Origin of the sequence: Chryseobacterium jejuense (genome assembly GCF_900100075.1) — a bacterium.
GTDB classification, from domain to species: domain Bacteria; phylum Bacteroidota; class Bacteroidia; order Flavobacteriales; family Weeksellaceae; genus Chryseobacterium; species Chryseobacterium jejuense.
Map to the genome: position 1 here is coordinate 238193 of NZ_FNEG01000005.1, position 15404 is coordinate 253596.

The window sequence follows — 15404 nt, forward strand, 5'->3', positions numbered from 1 at the left end:
TTTTCAAAATTAAATATTCTGACATCATCCCCTCTTTGCATAGGACAAGATTATTTAAAGATAATGCATTTTTGTCACAACTTGGCTTTCAGGCATTATTTTTGAGCATTTCAGGTGGGATTCCCCGATGAATCCTTACATTTACGTTTAACTAAAAATCGAAAAATGAATATTTTAACAGAAAAATTTAACACACCATATCACTCAGCACCGTTCGGTGACATTAAAAATGAAGATTTTCTTCCTGCTTTCAAGGAATTAATTCAACAATCTGAAGAAGAAATTAATGCTATTGTTGACAATCCTGAAGCGCCCACTTTTGAAAATGTGATTGAGGCATTAGCTTATTCCGGTGAGCAGCTGGATGTGGTATCGAATATCTTTTTCAATTTAAATTCTGCAGAAACCAGTGATGAGATTCAACAAATTGCTCAGGAGGTTTCCCCGATTTTAACGGAATATTCTTCCAAAATCTCTCAAAACGAAGCACTTTTCAACAAAATCAAAAAGGTTTATGATGAAAAGGAGAAATATAACCTTAATGAAGAGCAGCAAATGCTTTTAAATGAAACTTATAAAGGTTTCGTAAGAAGTGGTGCTCTATTGAATGAAGAAGACAAAGAAAAACTAAAGAAGATCAGCATGGATCTTTCTATAAAGTCTCTTCAGTTCGGACAAAATGTACTGGCCTCTACCAATGCCTATTTCAAACATATTACAGATAAAGAACAATTAGCCGGAATTCCGGAAGCAATTGTTGAGCAATTTGCAGAGGAAGCTAAAGAAAGAAATCTTGAAGGCTGGGTAGTGACTTTACAATACCCAAGCTATATCCCTTTCATGACGTATGCTGAAAACCGCGAACTGAGAAAGGAACTGGCATTAGCTAATGGTAAAAAATCTTTTGATGGTGGAGAATATGATAATCAAAACCTCATCAAAGAACTTCTTCAGTTAAAACAACAGAAAGCAGAACTTTTAGGATATAAAGATTATGCAGATTACGTGTTAGAAGAAAGAATGGCAAAATCTCCAACAAAGGTTGTTGACTTTTTAAATGAACTTCTAATAAAGGCAAAACCCTACGCTAACAAAGAGGTTGATGAATTGAAATCTCTGGCAAAAGCTGATGGAATTGAAGACATGCAAAGCTATGACCACACTTTTTATGCTGAAAAGCTTCGTAAGCAGAAATTCGATCTTAATGACGAAGAACTAAAACCTTATTTCCCTTTAAACCAAGTACAGGATGCTGTTTTCGGACTTTCTGGTAAATTATTCGGATTAACATTTGAAGAAAGAAATGACATCCCGAAATACCATGAAGATGTAAAGGTTTATGAAGTAAAAGAGAATGGAAATTACAAGTCTCTCCTGTACGTTGACTATTTCCCAAGAAAAGGGAAAAGAGCCGGAGCATGGATGACGAGCTACAAAAACCAGTACAAACAGAATGGTGAAAATTCACGTCCACATATTTCTATTGTTTGTAACTTCAGCAAACCAACAAAAGATACGCCTAGCTTACTAACATTCCAGGAAGTAACCACTTTATTCCACGAATTCGGGCATGCCCTTCACGGAATGATGGCAGATACTCAATACCCTACTCTTTCAGGAACTTCTGTGAAATGGGATTTTGTAGAACTTCCGTCTCAGTTTTTGGAAAACTTCTGCTATGAGCCTGAATTCCTGAAAACATTTGCAAAGCATTATAAAACCGGAGAGGTTCTTCCTGACGAAAAAATTGAAAAAATTGAGCAGTCTAAAAACTTTATGGAAGGTTACCAGACCTTAAGACAATTAGGTTTTGGACTACTTGATATGAACTATCATACAAAAGTTGCAGAGTTGGAAAACGAAAGTGTAAAAGCATTTGAAGATCAATACACCAAAGCTACTGCACTTTACCCTACGAATCCTGAAACAGCGATGAGCCCAAGTTTCTCTCATATTTTCCAGGGTGGATATTCTGCAGGATATTACTCTTACAAATGGGCAGAAGTATTGGATGCTGATGCGTTCCAGTATTTTAAAGAAAACGGAATCTTCAATCCGGAAATTGCTGCAAAATATAAAGTACTTCTTTCTTCGGGTGGAACAAAAGACCCTATGGAGCTTTATAAAGCATTCAGAGGAAGCGAGCCGAAAGTAGAAAGCTTATTGAAAAGAGCTTTTGGATAGTAAAAAATTAATAAGAAGCATTATATGAAGGAAAACCTTCAGAAACAAATGAATAGCATATCACAAAGACTTGAAAATGTCAAAAAACTTCAAGCGAAAAGATGGGAGAACGAGGATCATTGGGATACTTTAAATGATCTTTTAGTTAAAGAATTAGATGAGATTTTACTTATTGAACCTCACAACACCTCTGCTTTAATCAATATCGGGGCAATTTATTCCGATATGGGTGAAAACGAGAAGGCTTTGGATTATTTAAAAATGGCTTTAAACTTAGGCTCTGAGGATAAAAATCTTTTTGTAAACCTGACTATTGTTATGATTTATATGGAAAAACATCAGTCAGAATATTTAGAGTATCTTGAAGATGTTGAAGAAAAAATGGAGAATCCGCTTACCTTTAAAGCGCATTTTGAACCGCAATCCCGTTAAGAGCTTTTTAAATAATGAAAGACAAAATAAATAAACTGGAAGCAGCTTTTAATGAATCATTAAAAGCTGCTTTTCACCATATTGATTCGGAAAAGATTGATGAAATTCTGGATAACAGAGACCTTCCGGAGTTTTCAGATGCATGGATGAAAGCTTATCAGGCTCTTGAAGAAAAAACAATTGATGAAGAAACTGAAGATGCTATTACTCATATCCGCAAAGAAATTTTCATCTCCATCTTCAAAACGACAGGTTCATCTGAACTGCCAGCCTACATTTCCGACGATTTTGGATTGATTTCTTCTTATTATATTCACGATATTGAAAACAGCTGGGTAACCAATTTACTTTTCACTTATCTCAATCATCAGATTCCCCAGGGAGACTTGATGAATACAGAGAAAACAATGAAGGAATTGATTCCATAAACAGGGCAAAACTGTAATTTCCAAAACGATAAAAAATGAATACCATAGAACAGCTTTACCAAACCTTAGATCAGCGCCGCCGTCCCGAAGATGTTGCGGAAATGATTGTTGAGTTGATGAGAAATCATTTAGCCATTCATGAACTGGCAACTTTGAGTAAAGCGGCCAACCGTTCTTTGAAGAATAGTGTCTATGGCTATACCTCAATGCTTGAAACTTTTGGAAAAGCAGTGGGTGCAGAAAAGCAGATCAAAAAAGCTATTGAGATCTTTAAAATTAATGAAAAAGAAAATTCCGGATATCATAGTGTGGAAGGAATTGAAACATTTTTGAAAGAAGTTTCCCCATTAATTCATAAAGAAGTCGGAGAGAATAATTTCAAAAGTGACCGTCTGAATAAAGATCTTAGAAAACTGGCTGGATTGGACATTTCCAAACGAAATTACAACAAGAAATGGAGACTTTTAAAACGAATTGAAATCCGTCTTCAAAAATTCATTCATGAATCTAAGAAGATTGAGCTTCAGAAAATAGCCAAACACGGGCTTTCCCATACCATCAGTTTTGAAAATTTCAGCAAAGATCTGAATACAGCATGCTTTATTGCTTATTTCAATGCACGAAGTAACCTCAGAAGTACATTTACCAATCAAAGTCAGGAAAGACCGTTTGATGAAATTTGTGAAATGCTGTTCAACAGATGTGTTAAAAATTCTAACGAAGCCCATTGGGAAGCGATTTCTTATATTTATTCCGATGCTAAAGTTTTAGATCAACTCAATGATGAACAAAAAGGTAAACTCTTAGGCAAATGGACAAAGATCCTTGAAGAAATTTCAGATTACCTTGAAGAGCTCTGGAATGAAAACGACATTTACAGAAAAACAATGGCCGTTAAGAAAGGTAATGATTCCACTACCTGGAACAATACAGCCGGAGCTTGGAATAAAGCCAGGGATAATTGGATGAACCTGATTTATGCTTTAGGTCTTGATTCTATTCTTGATGATATTTGTTTCGGAAAGGTGATGCGATTAATGGCAGCCGATGTTATTGCATGGCATTTATCAACCGGCGGAAAGATTGATCCTAACACAGAAGTTTGGAATTTAGTACCTTTGCCATGGGAGGTTTTTCAGGAAAAGGCCTTCTGTAACAAGGAAATGATCATTAATGCCTGTAAAGATGCTGGCATTGATCCTGAAAAATCAGGATGGATTGCTCCCCGCACTCATGGAGTAAGTGAGTTTAAACCTACTCCGGAACTCGTACACGGAGTAACCGTTTCCAATCCTTTTCTTGCTAAAGTCTTAAGACAAAACAAATATTTTTCAGGAAAACTCTGAAAAACAAAATATTAGGATAGGTTAGTTCAGTGGTAGAACATCCGGCTCTTTAACCGGGTTGACGCAGGTTCGAGCCCTGCACCTATCCTGATTTCTGATATAGCTCAGTGGCAGAGTACCCGGCTCTTCACCCGGGAGGACACAGGTTCGAGCCCTGTTATCAGACCAACAAGAAATATAATAATTGTGAAAAAAACGGACTTTCTTTATACCCTTCCATTCCTACTCTTTTTAAGCTGTAAAAGCGAAAAGAAAGATTCAATAACAGAAATAAAAGCTCCGGAAATTAATCAGGTAGAGAAAACAGATTCTTTGGTCACTACAAGAATTGATTCTGCCCAGGTTCCAAAAGCATTGAAATATAAAGGAAATTTTAACGACGGATTCCAATGGAAAGATAAGACAGGAAAATATATAGTGGTTACTTCCGAAACCGGAGTTTACATCAATGAAAACTTTCACCATGAAAATGATGGCAGTGATGCTGAAGTTTTTGCCCAATGCTATTCCCTGGAAAACAACCAACAGATATGGAAGGTGAATGACTTTATCAAAGACTGTATGGTAGATATTGATGCCGCATTTAAGAAAAACTCTTTAAGTGTAACAGATCTTGATAAAAATGGGATTGCTGAAGTTTGGGTGATGTATGAAATGGCCTGTAAAGGCGATGTAAGCCCTTCAGATTTAAAAGTCATCATGTATGAAGGAAAACAGAAATTTGCCATGCGTGGGGAAACAAAAATACGAACAGGGCTGGAAAGTCACGGTAAGCCCGTATTTGAAGGAGGATCTTATACCTTTGACAAGGCCTTTAAAGAAGGGCCAAAAGAGTTTAGAGAATATGCTGAAAAATTATGGAATAAAAATATGGGCGAATAATTTACCCATTTTTTCATCTGATTAATTTCAATATATTTGATCATAAAACGACATAATAACCTTTAAAAAATTTACATCATGTTTTTAGCTATTGTCCTTCCCTTTTTATCTTTTATTGCTAGAGGAAAAGTTCTTACCGGAATTATCTGTTTTATTTTACAGATTACTGTAATTGGCTGGCTTCCTGCTGCGATTTGGGCTGTGATGTCTTTAAATAATGAAAGAGCTAACAAACGCAACGAAGATTTAATTCGTGCTGTGCGTGAAGGGAGAAAATAAAATCATTTTACATCTATAACATACAATCCTTTATTTCGGTAAAGGATTTTTTTTTGAAAAAGTTTGAATCAGGGCTTTAAAACTTTTCCGGTTAATAGTCGTAAATTTATCATTCATTACGATCAATAGCAATATAAAATCTTAAACCTTCTCTATCATGAAAGAAAACAAATATGATAACCCATCTTTCTTTGACCAGTATGAGAAAATGCTCCGTTCCCAATTGGGTTTGGAAGGAGCTGGGGAATGGCATGCCTTAAAAAATATGCTTCCTGATTTTAAAGGAAAGAATGTATTGGACCTAGGCTGTGGATTCGGCTGGCATTGCCGATATGCCATAGAAAATGGAGCGAAATCTGTGGTTGGTATTGATCTTTCAGAAAAAATGTTGGTCCGAGCGCAGGAAATCAACAATCTTGAGGGGATTGTATACGAAAGAAAAGCATTGGAAGATGTTGACTATCCTGCGGAACAGTTTGATATTATTTTAAGTTCATTAACACTACATTATGTGGAATCATTCGATAAGATTGCTCAAAATATCTATCAATGGCTGTCTGCAGGCGGACATTTTGTATTCTCTGTAGAACATCCTGTTTTCACTGCTGAAGGAACTCAGGACTGGGTCTACGATAAAGATGGAGAGAAAACGTGCTGGCCTGTTGACAAGTATTTTATAGAAGGAAAAAGAAATACAACCTTTTTAGGTGAAAACGTTATCAAGTACCACAGAACCTTAACTTCCTATCTGAACACTTTATTAAAGCATGGATTCAAAATAAAGGAAATCATTGAACCAGAGCCAAGTTCAGAAATGCTGAAAGAAATTCCTGAAATGAGGGATGAACTTCGCAGACCTATGATGTTATTAATTTCTGTTGAAAAATAATCTGCCTGAAAGATTAAATATTCAACAACTGACTCATATCGTGTATAAACTATTGTATGTTTTGGGGAAGAACATCATCAGGTACTTTAATAACAGTAACAAGGACTATAACCAAACATAAAATATTAATCAGTATTGCCACTGTAAAAGCTTTATGATAATTCTGTATTAAAGGTTTTTCACCCAGAAAATAATAAAAAACACTTCCTACAGCTACAATTCCGATGATGGCTGCAATCTGCTGAAAGGTATTATAAACCCCGGAGGCATTTCCTATTAATTTTTCAGGCATTCCTGAAAGAGCAATATTTGCTAATGAAGGAATCACAGAGCCTACTCCCACTCCATGCAAAAATAGTAACAGGCATAATTGGTAAAATTCGGTGGGGCCATTGAAAAAACTAATCTGAAGAATCAAAATCAACATGATAAACCCAAGTCCTGCTATCAGGGCTTTTTTCCCATATCTCAGGATCAGTTTTACCGAGAAAACTGAAGCCAGAATAAATCCTAACCCTTGAAAAACGATCACTTCTCCGGCTCTCAGCGGACCTATCATTAATCCATCCTGAAAAAATAAAGAGAGAATGTAGAAATAAGAATCCAGCATAATGAAGAAGAAAGCAACAGCCACAATTCCAAGATTAAAATTTTTGTAATGGAATAACTCAAAATCAATCAAATAAGGTTTTTTATTTCTCAATTTATCTTTCTGATTTTTGATAAAAAAGATTAAAACTCCTACAGAAGTAATCATGAGCAGTATGTTCTTAACAAAAAAGACTTCCTTTTCAGAAACGGTAAGCGTGTATGTCATACCGAAAAGTCCCATCGATAAAAGAACAACACCCCAATTATCAAAGGATTGTTTTATACTGAATCTGGATTCTTCTACTATTTTCACGCTAAAAAAAATAGCGATCAGACAAATTGGTATATTAATTAGGAAAATAAGCCGCCAAGGTTCTTCCAAAACCGTGAGTGATGAAAAATATCCGCCCAGAAACTGTCCCAGTATTGTCCCAATCCCAATGGTGATTCCATACCAGCCCATTGCTTTTGTACGCTGTTCGTGGATAGGAAATAAAATCTGGATCATGGAAAGAACCTGTGGTGCCATTAACGCTGCACTTATTCCCTGAGCCAACCTTGAAATCATCAACTGAACAGCTCCCTGTGAAATTCCACAGGTAATGGAACTTATCATAAAAAAGACCAATCCGATAATGAAAATCCTTTTTCTTCCGTATACATCTCCCAAACGTCCGCCTGTAATGAGAAAAGAAGCAAATCCGATAAGATAAGCAGCTATCATCAGCTGCATTTCTCCGTTAGAAGCATCAATATCACGCTGTATGGATGGTATGGATACATTGATAATAAAAATATCCATAATGGTCAGTAATTGACCAAATAGTATTACCAATAATTTCAGATAGTTATGTTTCATTTTTATATAGATATATCTATTTTTTAATACATGAAAAAATTAGAGTAATAAACCCATAATCATTTTTTTGATCTTGTTAAAAGAATCATTTTTTTTAGTGATGGTGGAAGTTACAACAGCACCTTCTATTAATAAAAATATATTTTCAGCAATTAAATCGGAGTCTGGCAGCTGATGAAGCTCATTATACTCCTGCACAATGTCTTGGATAATAACCTTCTGTTTTTCTTTATGATTTTTTGCAAAAGTGGAAACGGCTGCATTTCCATCCCCAATTTCAGAAACTATTTTAATGAAATGGCATCCTGCAAACTTTGATGACTGTTGCAGTTTTTTACGGTAATCAATAATTGCTGATATCTTTTCTTTAGGATCTGAAATAAGAGCCATACTTTTTTCAAGACCTTCAAACCAATCCTGTTCTTCCTTGATTAAATAAGCCTGAAGGAGATCATTTTTGGATGCAAAATGATTATACAACGAACCAATCGCAATATCAGCTTCAGCAATAATCTGATTGATCCCTGTAGAATTATATCCTTGCTTGTAAAATAATTCTGAAGCCACTCTGATGATTCTATCTCGTACTTTTTCTTTTTTCATCCCAAAAAGTTTTGACAAAGCTACATAAAAAATAGAGAAGTCTATCTATTTTTTATCATAGAGTGTCTCTATCTGTTCATTAAAACCCTAATGATTTTATCAAAATTATTTCCTGAATTTTTTTTATTATTGGCAAAATAGCGCGATATTTAAGCTATAAAAGACAAGCCATGTTTAATCTTTTCAAGAAGAAGAAAAAAATTAAAGCCTACCTTCATTCTGTAATCATTCCCGATGAGGGATGGACTAAAGTTTCAGAAGACAATGAAGCCATAAGATGGGTAAATCCGCAACAATCTGCTCTAATTGTCCTCCATTTTTTTGATAAAGAGCCAGATATTCCCACCGCACAGGATTTAGATTATCTGAAAAAGTTCTACCGGAATATCGCAGCGGCTTCTAATGGTGGAACTATTGAAACAGATATTGTTCATATTCACAATATCCCTTGTGTGAAAACCATTATTAAGATTCCTCAGGAAGAAACCGGGATGGCCTATATTGCGTCCATTACCATTCCTTTTGAAAACTGCAGCTATGTAATAAAAATTCAGGCTGATGAAATTGGAATTACTGGAATGAGAGATGCACTTATCCTTGACCGTTTACACAAAGCTGGAGAGGTAGAAATTGATGAAGAAAATATGAAAAACTGGTTTGAAGATCCTTATGACCCTGATTTTAAACAAGGCACTTTAATGAATAAGTCTGAACTGGAAAAGTACGATCATGAATTCCCTGAGCATCCGCTTTCTATTGCCAGATCTCTCATCAGATCAATCGCTGCCACTATCATTTTCAAAAAAGAAATAAAAGAACTTCCATCATTTAAAAGATAAATAATGAATTCATCCAATCCTGTCGTCTATTTTGAAATTCCCGTACATGATCTTGAACGTGCTGAAGACTTCTATTCTGCAGTATTTAATTTCAGCTTTGAGAAAGAAATTATTGATCATTATGAAATGGCGCTCTTCCCTTTTGAAGAAAAAAACAGCGGTATTACTGGAGCTCTCGCCAAAGGTGATGTTTATCAACCTACGAAAAATGGGGTTATTATCTATTTTAAAACTGAAAATATTGATGCTACTCTGGAAAAGGTTCTTCAGCACGAAGGAAAAATTCTTTATCCAAAAAGAACGGACGAAAAATATGGTTTTGCGGTAGCTGAGTTTGAAGATTCTGAAGGCAACAGGATTGCGCTGCATCAAACTATTTAAGATTTTGAGTACAATAAGAGAATAAAAAAACCACATATCTGTTTCTTTACCATTTTTTGCTTAAACAAAAGTTTTTGAGATCTTATGTAAGCATCAAAACTCTATGTTTCTAATGTGGTTCAAAACTTCCTTCGAGCTTTCAAACTTAAAAAATCTTTATACTCTTCGTTTACAACCTACTCACTCCCATTCATCGCATATTATTTTTTAACTTATGTTTCGGCATATTTTGTATCTTTAATTACCATTTCTATAAAAATATTTGGTAATTCGTTATGACAGAAGAACTTTATTTCATCAAAACCAACCCAAATATTGCCAAAATCAATTTGTACAATAAGCTTTGTCGTGAGGAAGAGAATTTTCAAAAGTTTCTTCAGCCTGATGGAAAAATCAGTCTTGAAATCATCAAGGATAAAGTAAAAGATTCAGTGGAAGAACTTACCCGAGAAGAGCTTTTAAATATATTTTTATGGTTCAACAAAGCTTATCCTTCCGATCATGAAGAAATAAAAACTCAACTGTTTATTAATGGCATTGACCTTTTCTACGAAATTCAATCGCCCATACATACTGAAACTTTCTTAAAGGTACTTTCTGAATATGAAAAACTTTCTCAGGAAAACCTTAATTATATTGTTAATGCACAAAATTTTAATCAATTTCTGATCTATGGAATATTCCTTACTGAAATTCTCAGCAGAGAACAGGGAAAAGAAAATATTCTTTCGGATTATCTGAAACCGGATAATAAGTTATTATATGAATTAGCTGAAAATCATTCTAAACTTCAAAGTCTTGATGATAAAAGCAATACAGACCTTCAAAAATATTTCAACGATTTGTATGACCTAACTAAATTTTATAAAGGTTCTATTATCCAGTTGTAATGCTAAACTTCTTTCAAAAGTTCAGGATGAGTCAGTAAATAACCAAGAGCTTCTTTTACAGCCTGTTCAGGGCTTCTAGGAGCAAAGCCTAATTCGTTTCTTGCTTTGGAAATATCAAAATCCTGTTGTAATCCGGAAAACATGGAGATATCTTTTCTTGTGAGTACTGGAGCTTTTCTGCTCAATTTTACAGTAAATTCCATCAAGGCAGCAATGGTGTAAAGAATTCCTTTGGGGACAGAACTTGGAACTTTCAGTTTTAAATCCGGATATAATGTATTCGCCAAAATTGTTGTATCAGTGATTGTCATACATTTTTCATTTGCCAAAATATAACGCTCACCGGGCCGTCCTTTTTGAGCTGCCAGATAACATCCTTCCGCAACATCTTTCACATCTATCCAATTCAGGGTAATTTTTGTGTCTACAGGAATTTGTTTGCTCAGAATAAGCTTCAATACGCCGTAGGAAACATTCAAAGGTAAAAAAGCTTCACTCCCAATCATGGCTGAAGGCATCACAGAAACAAGTTCTACTCCAAGTTTTGAAGCCAGTTCAAAAGCCAATTTTTCCCCATCATTTTTGGAATTATAGTACATATCCCTTCGATCAGGATTATAACCGTTGCTTTCCTTTGTAGGTAATTGAGTATAATCCAGAGCTGCGATAGAACTTACATAGATTATTCTTTTCACGCCAGCCTCTGCTGCTGCTTCAATAGTATTACGGGTTCCTTTGATATTGACATCGTAGATTTCTTTCTTCGGATCTTTTGCCCATAATTTAAAGGAAGCTCCTACAGCATAAAAAGTTTCCACTCCCTGAAGAGCCTTTATAAAAGAAGCTTTATCTGTGATATCGGCTTGCATCAGCTCACAGTTCAATCCTTCAAAAGGTTTTGTATTATGGATATTCCTTACCGTTGCCCGTACAGGAATTCCTTGTTTGAGTAAAAATCTGACTAAATTATTTCCCAAATGTCCATTAGCTCCTGAAACAAGGCTTAGATTATTCTTTGTCATTGTATTGATTTTAATACAGCAAAGTTCAACCTCTTAGTTTTGGATCTGCTTGACTTTTGTTAGTTAATTATTTTTCTTCTGATCCTGCTCAGACTTTCCGGTTTCATTCCCAGAAATGAAGCGATATATTGAATAGGAACATGCTGTATAATTTCCGGATAATCTTTTAAAAGCTTAAGATACCGTTCTTCCGCATTTAAAGCAGACAATTCTCTGGAACGGTTTTCATTATATGTAATCGATTGTTGAAATACCGAAATACTGAAATCTTTCATTGCCTGACTTATATTCACCAGATGATCAAGATCTTCTTTAGTAATTCTTAAAAGTTCACACGCTGTAATGCATTCCACATTATGATCTGAGATGGTTCTGTTGATAAAATGAGAATAAGAGGTAAAAAATCCGGGTGGACAGTTGATGTGTGTGGTCACTTCATTACCATTCTGATCCACATAAAACAACCTGAGGTATCCCGAAACAATATAATAAAGATAATGGGGAACCTTACCGGAGTCTTCTATCACAGTATTCTTAGAAAAAACTACAGGCTCAAAATACTGTTTAATCATTTCAATTTCTATTGGTGAAAAATTATAGACAGAACGAATGTATTGTAAAAGCTTGTCGTGCATTGAAATTGACCTTTTTATGTTAGATACAAAAATAGCCAAAACATTGTTCAGATATTTTTTAATAAAAAGATTTTTCACAAACTCATGTAATATTCTCCGCAAAACAATTGTCTTGTATAAAAAGCTAAATATGAACCGGAAAATTATTCTTCTTTTAAGTCTAGCAGCTTCTTCATTTGTTTTTGCACAAAGTGTGGAAGGAACTGTTATTGATAAGGAAGATAAACCAGTAGCGGAAACTGAAGTACTTATCACAAAAGACAATGCTAAGTTTTCAGCGATTACAGACGAAAAGGGATTGTTCAAAATTCCTTTAAAAGAGGATGGAAATTATATACTTGAGATCATAAAAGACGGGGTAAAAACCAATAGTGAAAAAATTGCAGTAAAAGGAAATGCAAGGAAAGATATTCAGATCAAAGACCAGCCTGTAATACAGAAGGTAGAAGGCGTAACCATTACCGCAAAGAAAAAATTATTCGAGAGAAAAGTAGACCGTTTAGTCTTCAATGTAGAGAATTCTGTAGCCTCTCAGGGAATTGATGCTATAGAAGCTCTTGCCAAAACACCCATGGTAAAAACCAGTGATGAAGCGATAAGTATCGCGGGGAAAAGCAATGTAGCTGTTATGATTAATGACAGATTACTGAACCTGAATGGGCAGGAACTGATCAATTATCTGAAAACCCTCCGTTCCGATGATATTCTTAAGATTGAGGTGATCACCACACCACCAGCCAAATACGATGCAGAAGGAAAAAGTGGATTAATCAACATCATTCTTAAGAAAAATGCCAATCTGGGCTGGAACGGTTCTATTCAGACTTCAGGAAATTATTTTTGGGGAAAACCTACGGTTTCTTCCAGAGGAGGAGCTACCTTTAATTATCAGGGAGAAAAACTCTCGCTAAGTACCAATTTATCCGCTGGTGATAATTACTGGCAATACAATATTTATAACAATATGTCCGGTACCTCGAATAATAATTACTGGAATAAAGACGGTGATAATCTTAATAATTACAAGTATAAAAGCGGAAATGTAAAAGCTGAATATAAAATCAATGATAAAAATATTTTTGGGATTAACTATAATTATTCACACAGTAACCCTTTAGAAAAAGGGGAAAGTAACTCGGTACGGTTCAATGGAAAAGACCTCATCAATATTTCTTCTGATTTCAGTAACAGAAACAGCAGAAATGTTCATAATGCAACAGCTTTTTATGAAGCTAAAATAGATAGTGCAGGAGGAAAGTTGAATCTTACGGCCAATTTAATGCTCAATAATTCCAATGCCAAAAACTTTTCCAATACCTATACTCCTGAAGCTATTTATTCAATGGCTAATCCTATCAGTAAATACAGGATCTATTCAGGACAGGCTGATCTGGAAAAAACATTTGGAAAAATAAAAACAGAATCAGGGTTAAAGTACACAAAGATTAAAAATGATTCTGAATTTAATTTTTTTGATATTAAAAACGGCCTGTACGAGCTTAACAGTGGAAAAACCAATACCTTCTTTTACAACGAAGAGAACTATGCTGCTTACTTTTCTACCAATTTTAAAATCAATGAAAAATGGGATGCTAAAGCCGGACTTCGTTATGAATACACAACACTGGAAGGTATTTCCATGAACGATAATTCCTCCGCAAGGATTAAGTATGGTAAATTTTTCCCAACAGCTTATTTAAGTTACAAGCCTAATGAAAATAATTCATTCTCGTTAAGCTATTCCCGTAGGATTTCCCGTCCTTATTTCGGGAACCTGAATCCGTTTAAATATTTTACTTCCAACTTTGAGTATACTACCGGAAATCCTTATCTATTACCATCATTCTCGGATAATTTTGAGTTCGGATATGTTTTGAATAACAATCTCAACATTACCCTTTATCACAGTTATAACAAAGACAACTGGGACAGGATTCAAATGATTGATGAAAATTACAGATACAGCATCGCCAAAAATTTCTATAATGAAAACCAAACCGGGATCAATATCAGTTATAATTACAACAAATTGAAATGGCTGGAATCTAACATTTTTGTGAATGGTTACTACACCAAAGCTAAATCTTATGATCCTTCCGTTCTGCCTGTTCCGTCAGGGTATAGTGCCAATATGAATATCGACAATAATTTCTTTCTCAATAAAGAAAAAACAGTGACTTTTTTATTTGGAGGAGGGGGAAGTCTTCCCAACAGAAGCGGAAATACCTATTACTACACCAATGCTTCATTATACATGGGACTAAAGTTAGCATTTATGGATAAAAAGCTTCTTGTTAACCTCTATTTAAATGATATTCTGAATACCAACCGTGAAAAAGGAATAGAATATTATCCGGATTATAATATTGATTATCGATACAAGGGAATTACAAGAAATGTTCATCTTTCTCTTACTTACAAATTCGGGAATAATAATGTGAAAGGAGCTACCAAACAGGTGAAGTTTGAAGAATCTAACAGAGCAGGCGGAGGTAATAATTAATCTTCCGGCAATTCATTACAAAACAAAAAACAGGATAAAGACAATAACCCCGGCCGGCAGCTTCTTTCGATAAGAATCTGTCGGCTTTTTTATTTGGTTAAAAGTTTATTTTTTTCTCTTTTTAAAACTGAAAATCGTCTGATATAAAAAAAGTAATAGATCATTCCGCCAATACAATAGGATAAAACATCAAAAATATCTCCTGTAAATAACGGAGATAATTTGGGACAAAGAACTTCAAAGAGAAAGGACAGATAGAGAATGGAAGTAAGAACAAATTTAAAATCAGGCTTCCATCGAAATCCTAACAGGGAATTCATGATGTATTCTATCAGATAACAGTACATTGGAATGGTAATAAAATCTGTAAAATGATTATTAATAACAGGAATAAAAATACCATTCTTTCTCAGCAGAATTATAACTACCCAAATGGCTAAACCCAGCAAAAACCAATAAGAAATCTTGTTTTTCATTACATGTGCAGTACCGCCATAATAAACCCAATGATAACCTGCAGTACTTTTGCCATGATATCCTGAATATCGGTTTCATTTTTCTTTTCACTCTTTCCAGCAGCCTCGTAATCAAACTTTTGTTTTCCTTCCATTGTCATAAGATTTGATATTGCAAATATATCT

At 34.8% G+C, this 15404-nt stretch carries 17 protein-coding genes and 2 tRNA genes; 13 read left to right on the plus strand and 6 right to left on the minus strand.

The features are described 5' to 3' along the window. Nucleotides 1–165: 165 nt before the first annotated feature. From BLS98_RS16250 to BLS98_RS16290, 9 genes are all read left to right on the plus strand, one after another. On the plus strand, nt 166–2184 hold the full coding sequence (locus BLS98_RS16250) for a M3 family metallopeptidase (RefSeq protein ID WP_089737569.1): 2019 nt from the start codon (nt 166–168) through the stop codon (nt 2182–2184). A gap of 24 nt (nt 2185–2208) precedes the next feature. After that, nucleotides 2209–2616 carry a tetratricopeptide repeat protein gene (locus BLS98_RS16255; RefSeq protein ID WP_089737570.1) on the plus strand — a complete coding sequence of 136 codons (408 nt, stop codon included), beginning with the start codon at nt 2209–2211 and terminating at the stop codon, nt 2614–2616. Nucleotides 2617–2630: 14 nt separating this feature from the next. After that, nucleotides 2631–3044, plus strand: coding sequence for a hypothetical protein (locus BLS98_RS16260; RefSeq protein WP_089737571.1), 414 nt, complete (start codon nt 2631–2633; stop codon nt 3042–3044). A 35-nt stretch (nt 3045–3079) separates the two neighbouring features. Then, the gene (locus tag BLS98_RS16265; protein WP_089737572.1) at nt 3080–4390 is read left to right on the plus strand and encodes a hypothetical protein; all 1311 of its coding nucleotides are present in this window, start codon (nt 3080–3082) and stop codon (nt 4388–4390) included. A gap of 14 nt (nt 4391–4404) precedes the next feature. Beyond that, nucleotides 4405–4479 (plus strand) — tRNA-Lys (locus BLS98_RS16270). A gap of 4 nt (nt 4480–4483) precedes the next feature. Then, nucleotides 4484–4556, plus strand: a tRNA-Lys gene (locus BLS98_RS16275). Nucleotides 4557–4576: 20 nt separating this feature from the next. Beyond that, a complete protein-coding gene (locus tag BLS98_RS16280) occupies nt 4577–5272 on the plus strand; it encodes a M949_RS01915 family surface polysaccharide biosynthesis protein (protein WP_089737573.1) in 696 nt (231 codons plus the stop codon). Nucleotides 5273–5350: 78 nt separating this feature from the next. Further along, complete coding sequence (locus tag BLS98_RS16285) at nt 5351–5551, plus strand: YqaE/Pmp3 family membrane protein (protein WP_181575115.1); 201 nt, start codon at nt 5351–5353, stop codon at nt 5549–5551. A gap of 157 nt (nt 5552–5708) precedes the next feature. After that, the gene (locus tag BLS98_RS16290) at nt 5709–6440 is read left to right on the plus strand and encodes a class I SAM-dependent methyltransferase (protein ID WP_089737575.1); all 732 of its coding nucleotides are present in this window, start codon (nt 5709–5711) and stop codon (nt 6438–6440) included. Between the two features lie 49 nt (nt 6441–6489). On the opposite strand, the gene BLS98_RS16295 is transcribed toward BLS98_RS16290, so the two are convergent. Together BLS98_RS16295 and BLS98_RS16300 are read right to left on the minus strand one after the other, a co-directional pair. Further along, entirely contained in the window at nt 6490–7890 is a 1401-nt protein-coding gene (locus BLS98_RS16295; RefSeq protein WP_089737576.1) for an MFS transporter, read from the minus strand. Nucleotides 7891–7929: 39 nt separating this feature from the next. Further along, complete coding sequence (locus tag BLS98_RS16300; protein ID WP_089737577.1) at nt 7930–8493, minus strand: TetR/AcrR family transcriptional regulator; 564 nt, start codon at nt 8491–8493, stop codon at nt 7930–7932. Nucleotides 8494–8663: 170 nt separating this feature from the next. Here BLS98_RS16300 and BLS98_RS16305 point away from each other — a divergent pair, with 170 nt between their 5' ends. From BLS98_RS16305 to BLS98_RS16315, 3 genes are all read left to right on the plus strand, one after another. After that, the gene (locus BLS98_RS16305; RefSeq protein WP_089737578.1) at nt 8664–9332 is read left to right on the plus strand and encodes a hypothetical protein; all 669 of its coding nucleotides are present in this window, start codon (nt 8664–8666) and stop codon (nt 9330–9332) included. 3 nt (nt 9333–9335) lie between these two features. Then, on the plus strand, nt 9336–9713 hold the full coding sequence (locus BLS98_RS16310) for a VOC family protein (RefSeq protein ID WP_089737579.1): 378 nt from the start codon (nt 9336–9338) through the stop codon (nt 9711–9713). Nucleotides 9714–9988: 275 nt separating this feature from the next. Beyond that, nucleotides 9989–10603, plus strand: a complete 615-nt coding sequence (locus tag BLS98_RS16315) for a hypothetical protein (protein ID WP_089737580.1) — start codon at nt 9989–9991, stop codon at nt 10601–10603. 2 nt (nt 10604–10605) lie between these two features. Here the strand turns inward: BLS98_RS16315 and BLS98_RS16320 are convergent, their stop codons facing one another. Continuing rightward, nucleotides 10606–11625 (minus strand): NAD-dependent epimerase/dehydratase family protein, encoded by a 1020-nt coding sequence (locus BLS98_RS16320; RefSeq protein ID WP_089737581.1) that lies wholly within the window; start codon nt 11623–11625, stop codon nt 10606–10608. A gap of 59 nt (nt 11626–11684) precedes the next feature. Continuing rightward, complete coding sequence (locus BLS98_RS16325) at nt 11685–12260, minus strand: Crp/Fnr family transcriptional regulator (RefSeq protein ID WP_089737843.1); 576 nt, start codon at nt 12258–12260, stop codon at nt 11685–11687. Between the two features lie 130 nt (nt 12261–12390). Between BLS98_RS16325 and BLS98_RS16330 the strand changes: the two genes are divergently transcribed. Continuing rightward, entirely contained in the window at nt 12391–14763 is a 2373-nt protein-coding gene (locus BLS98_RS16330) for an outer membrane beta-barrel family protein (protein ID WP_089737582.1), read from the plus strand. Between the two features lie 89 nt (nt 14764–14852). On the opposite strand, the gene BLS98_RS16335 is transcribed toward BLS98_RS16330, so the two are convergent. Next, on the minus strand, nt 14853–15239 hold the full coding sequence (locus BLS98_RS16335; protein WP_089737583.1) for a hypothetical protein: 387 nt from the start codon (nt 15237–15239) through the stop codon (nt 14853–14855). Continuing rightward, nucleotides 15239–15373, minus strand: a complete 135-nt coding sequence (locus tag BLS98_RS23685; RefSeq protein WP_262487360.1) for a hypothetical protein — start codon at nt 15371–15373, stop codon at nt 15239–15241. The genes BLS98_RS16335 and BLS98_RS23685 overlap by 1 nt, the downstream gene beginning before the upstream one ends. Nucleotides 15374–15404 lie beyond the last annotated feature (31 nt).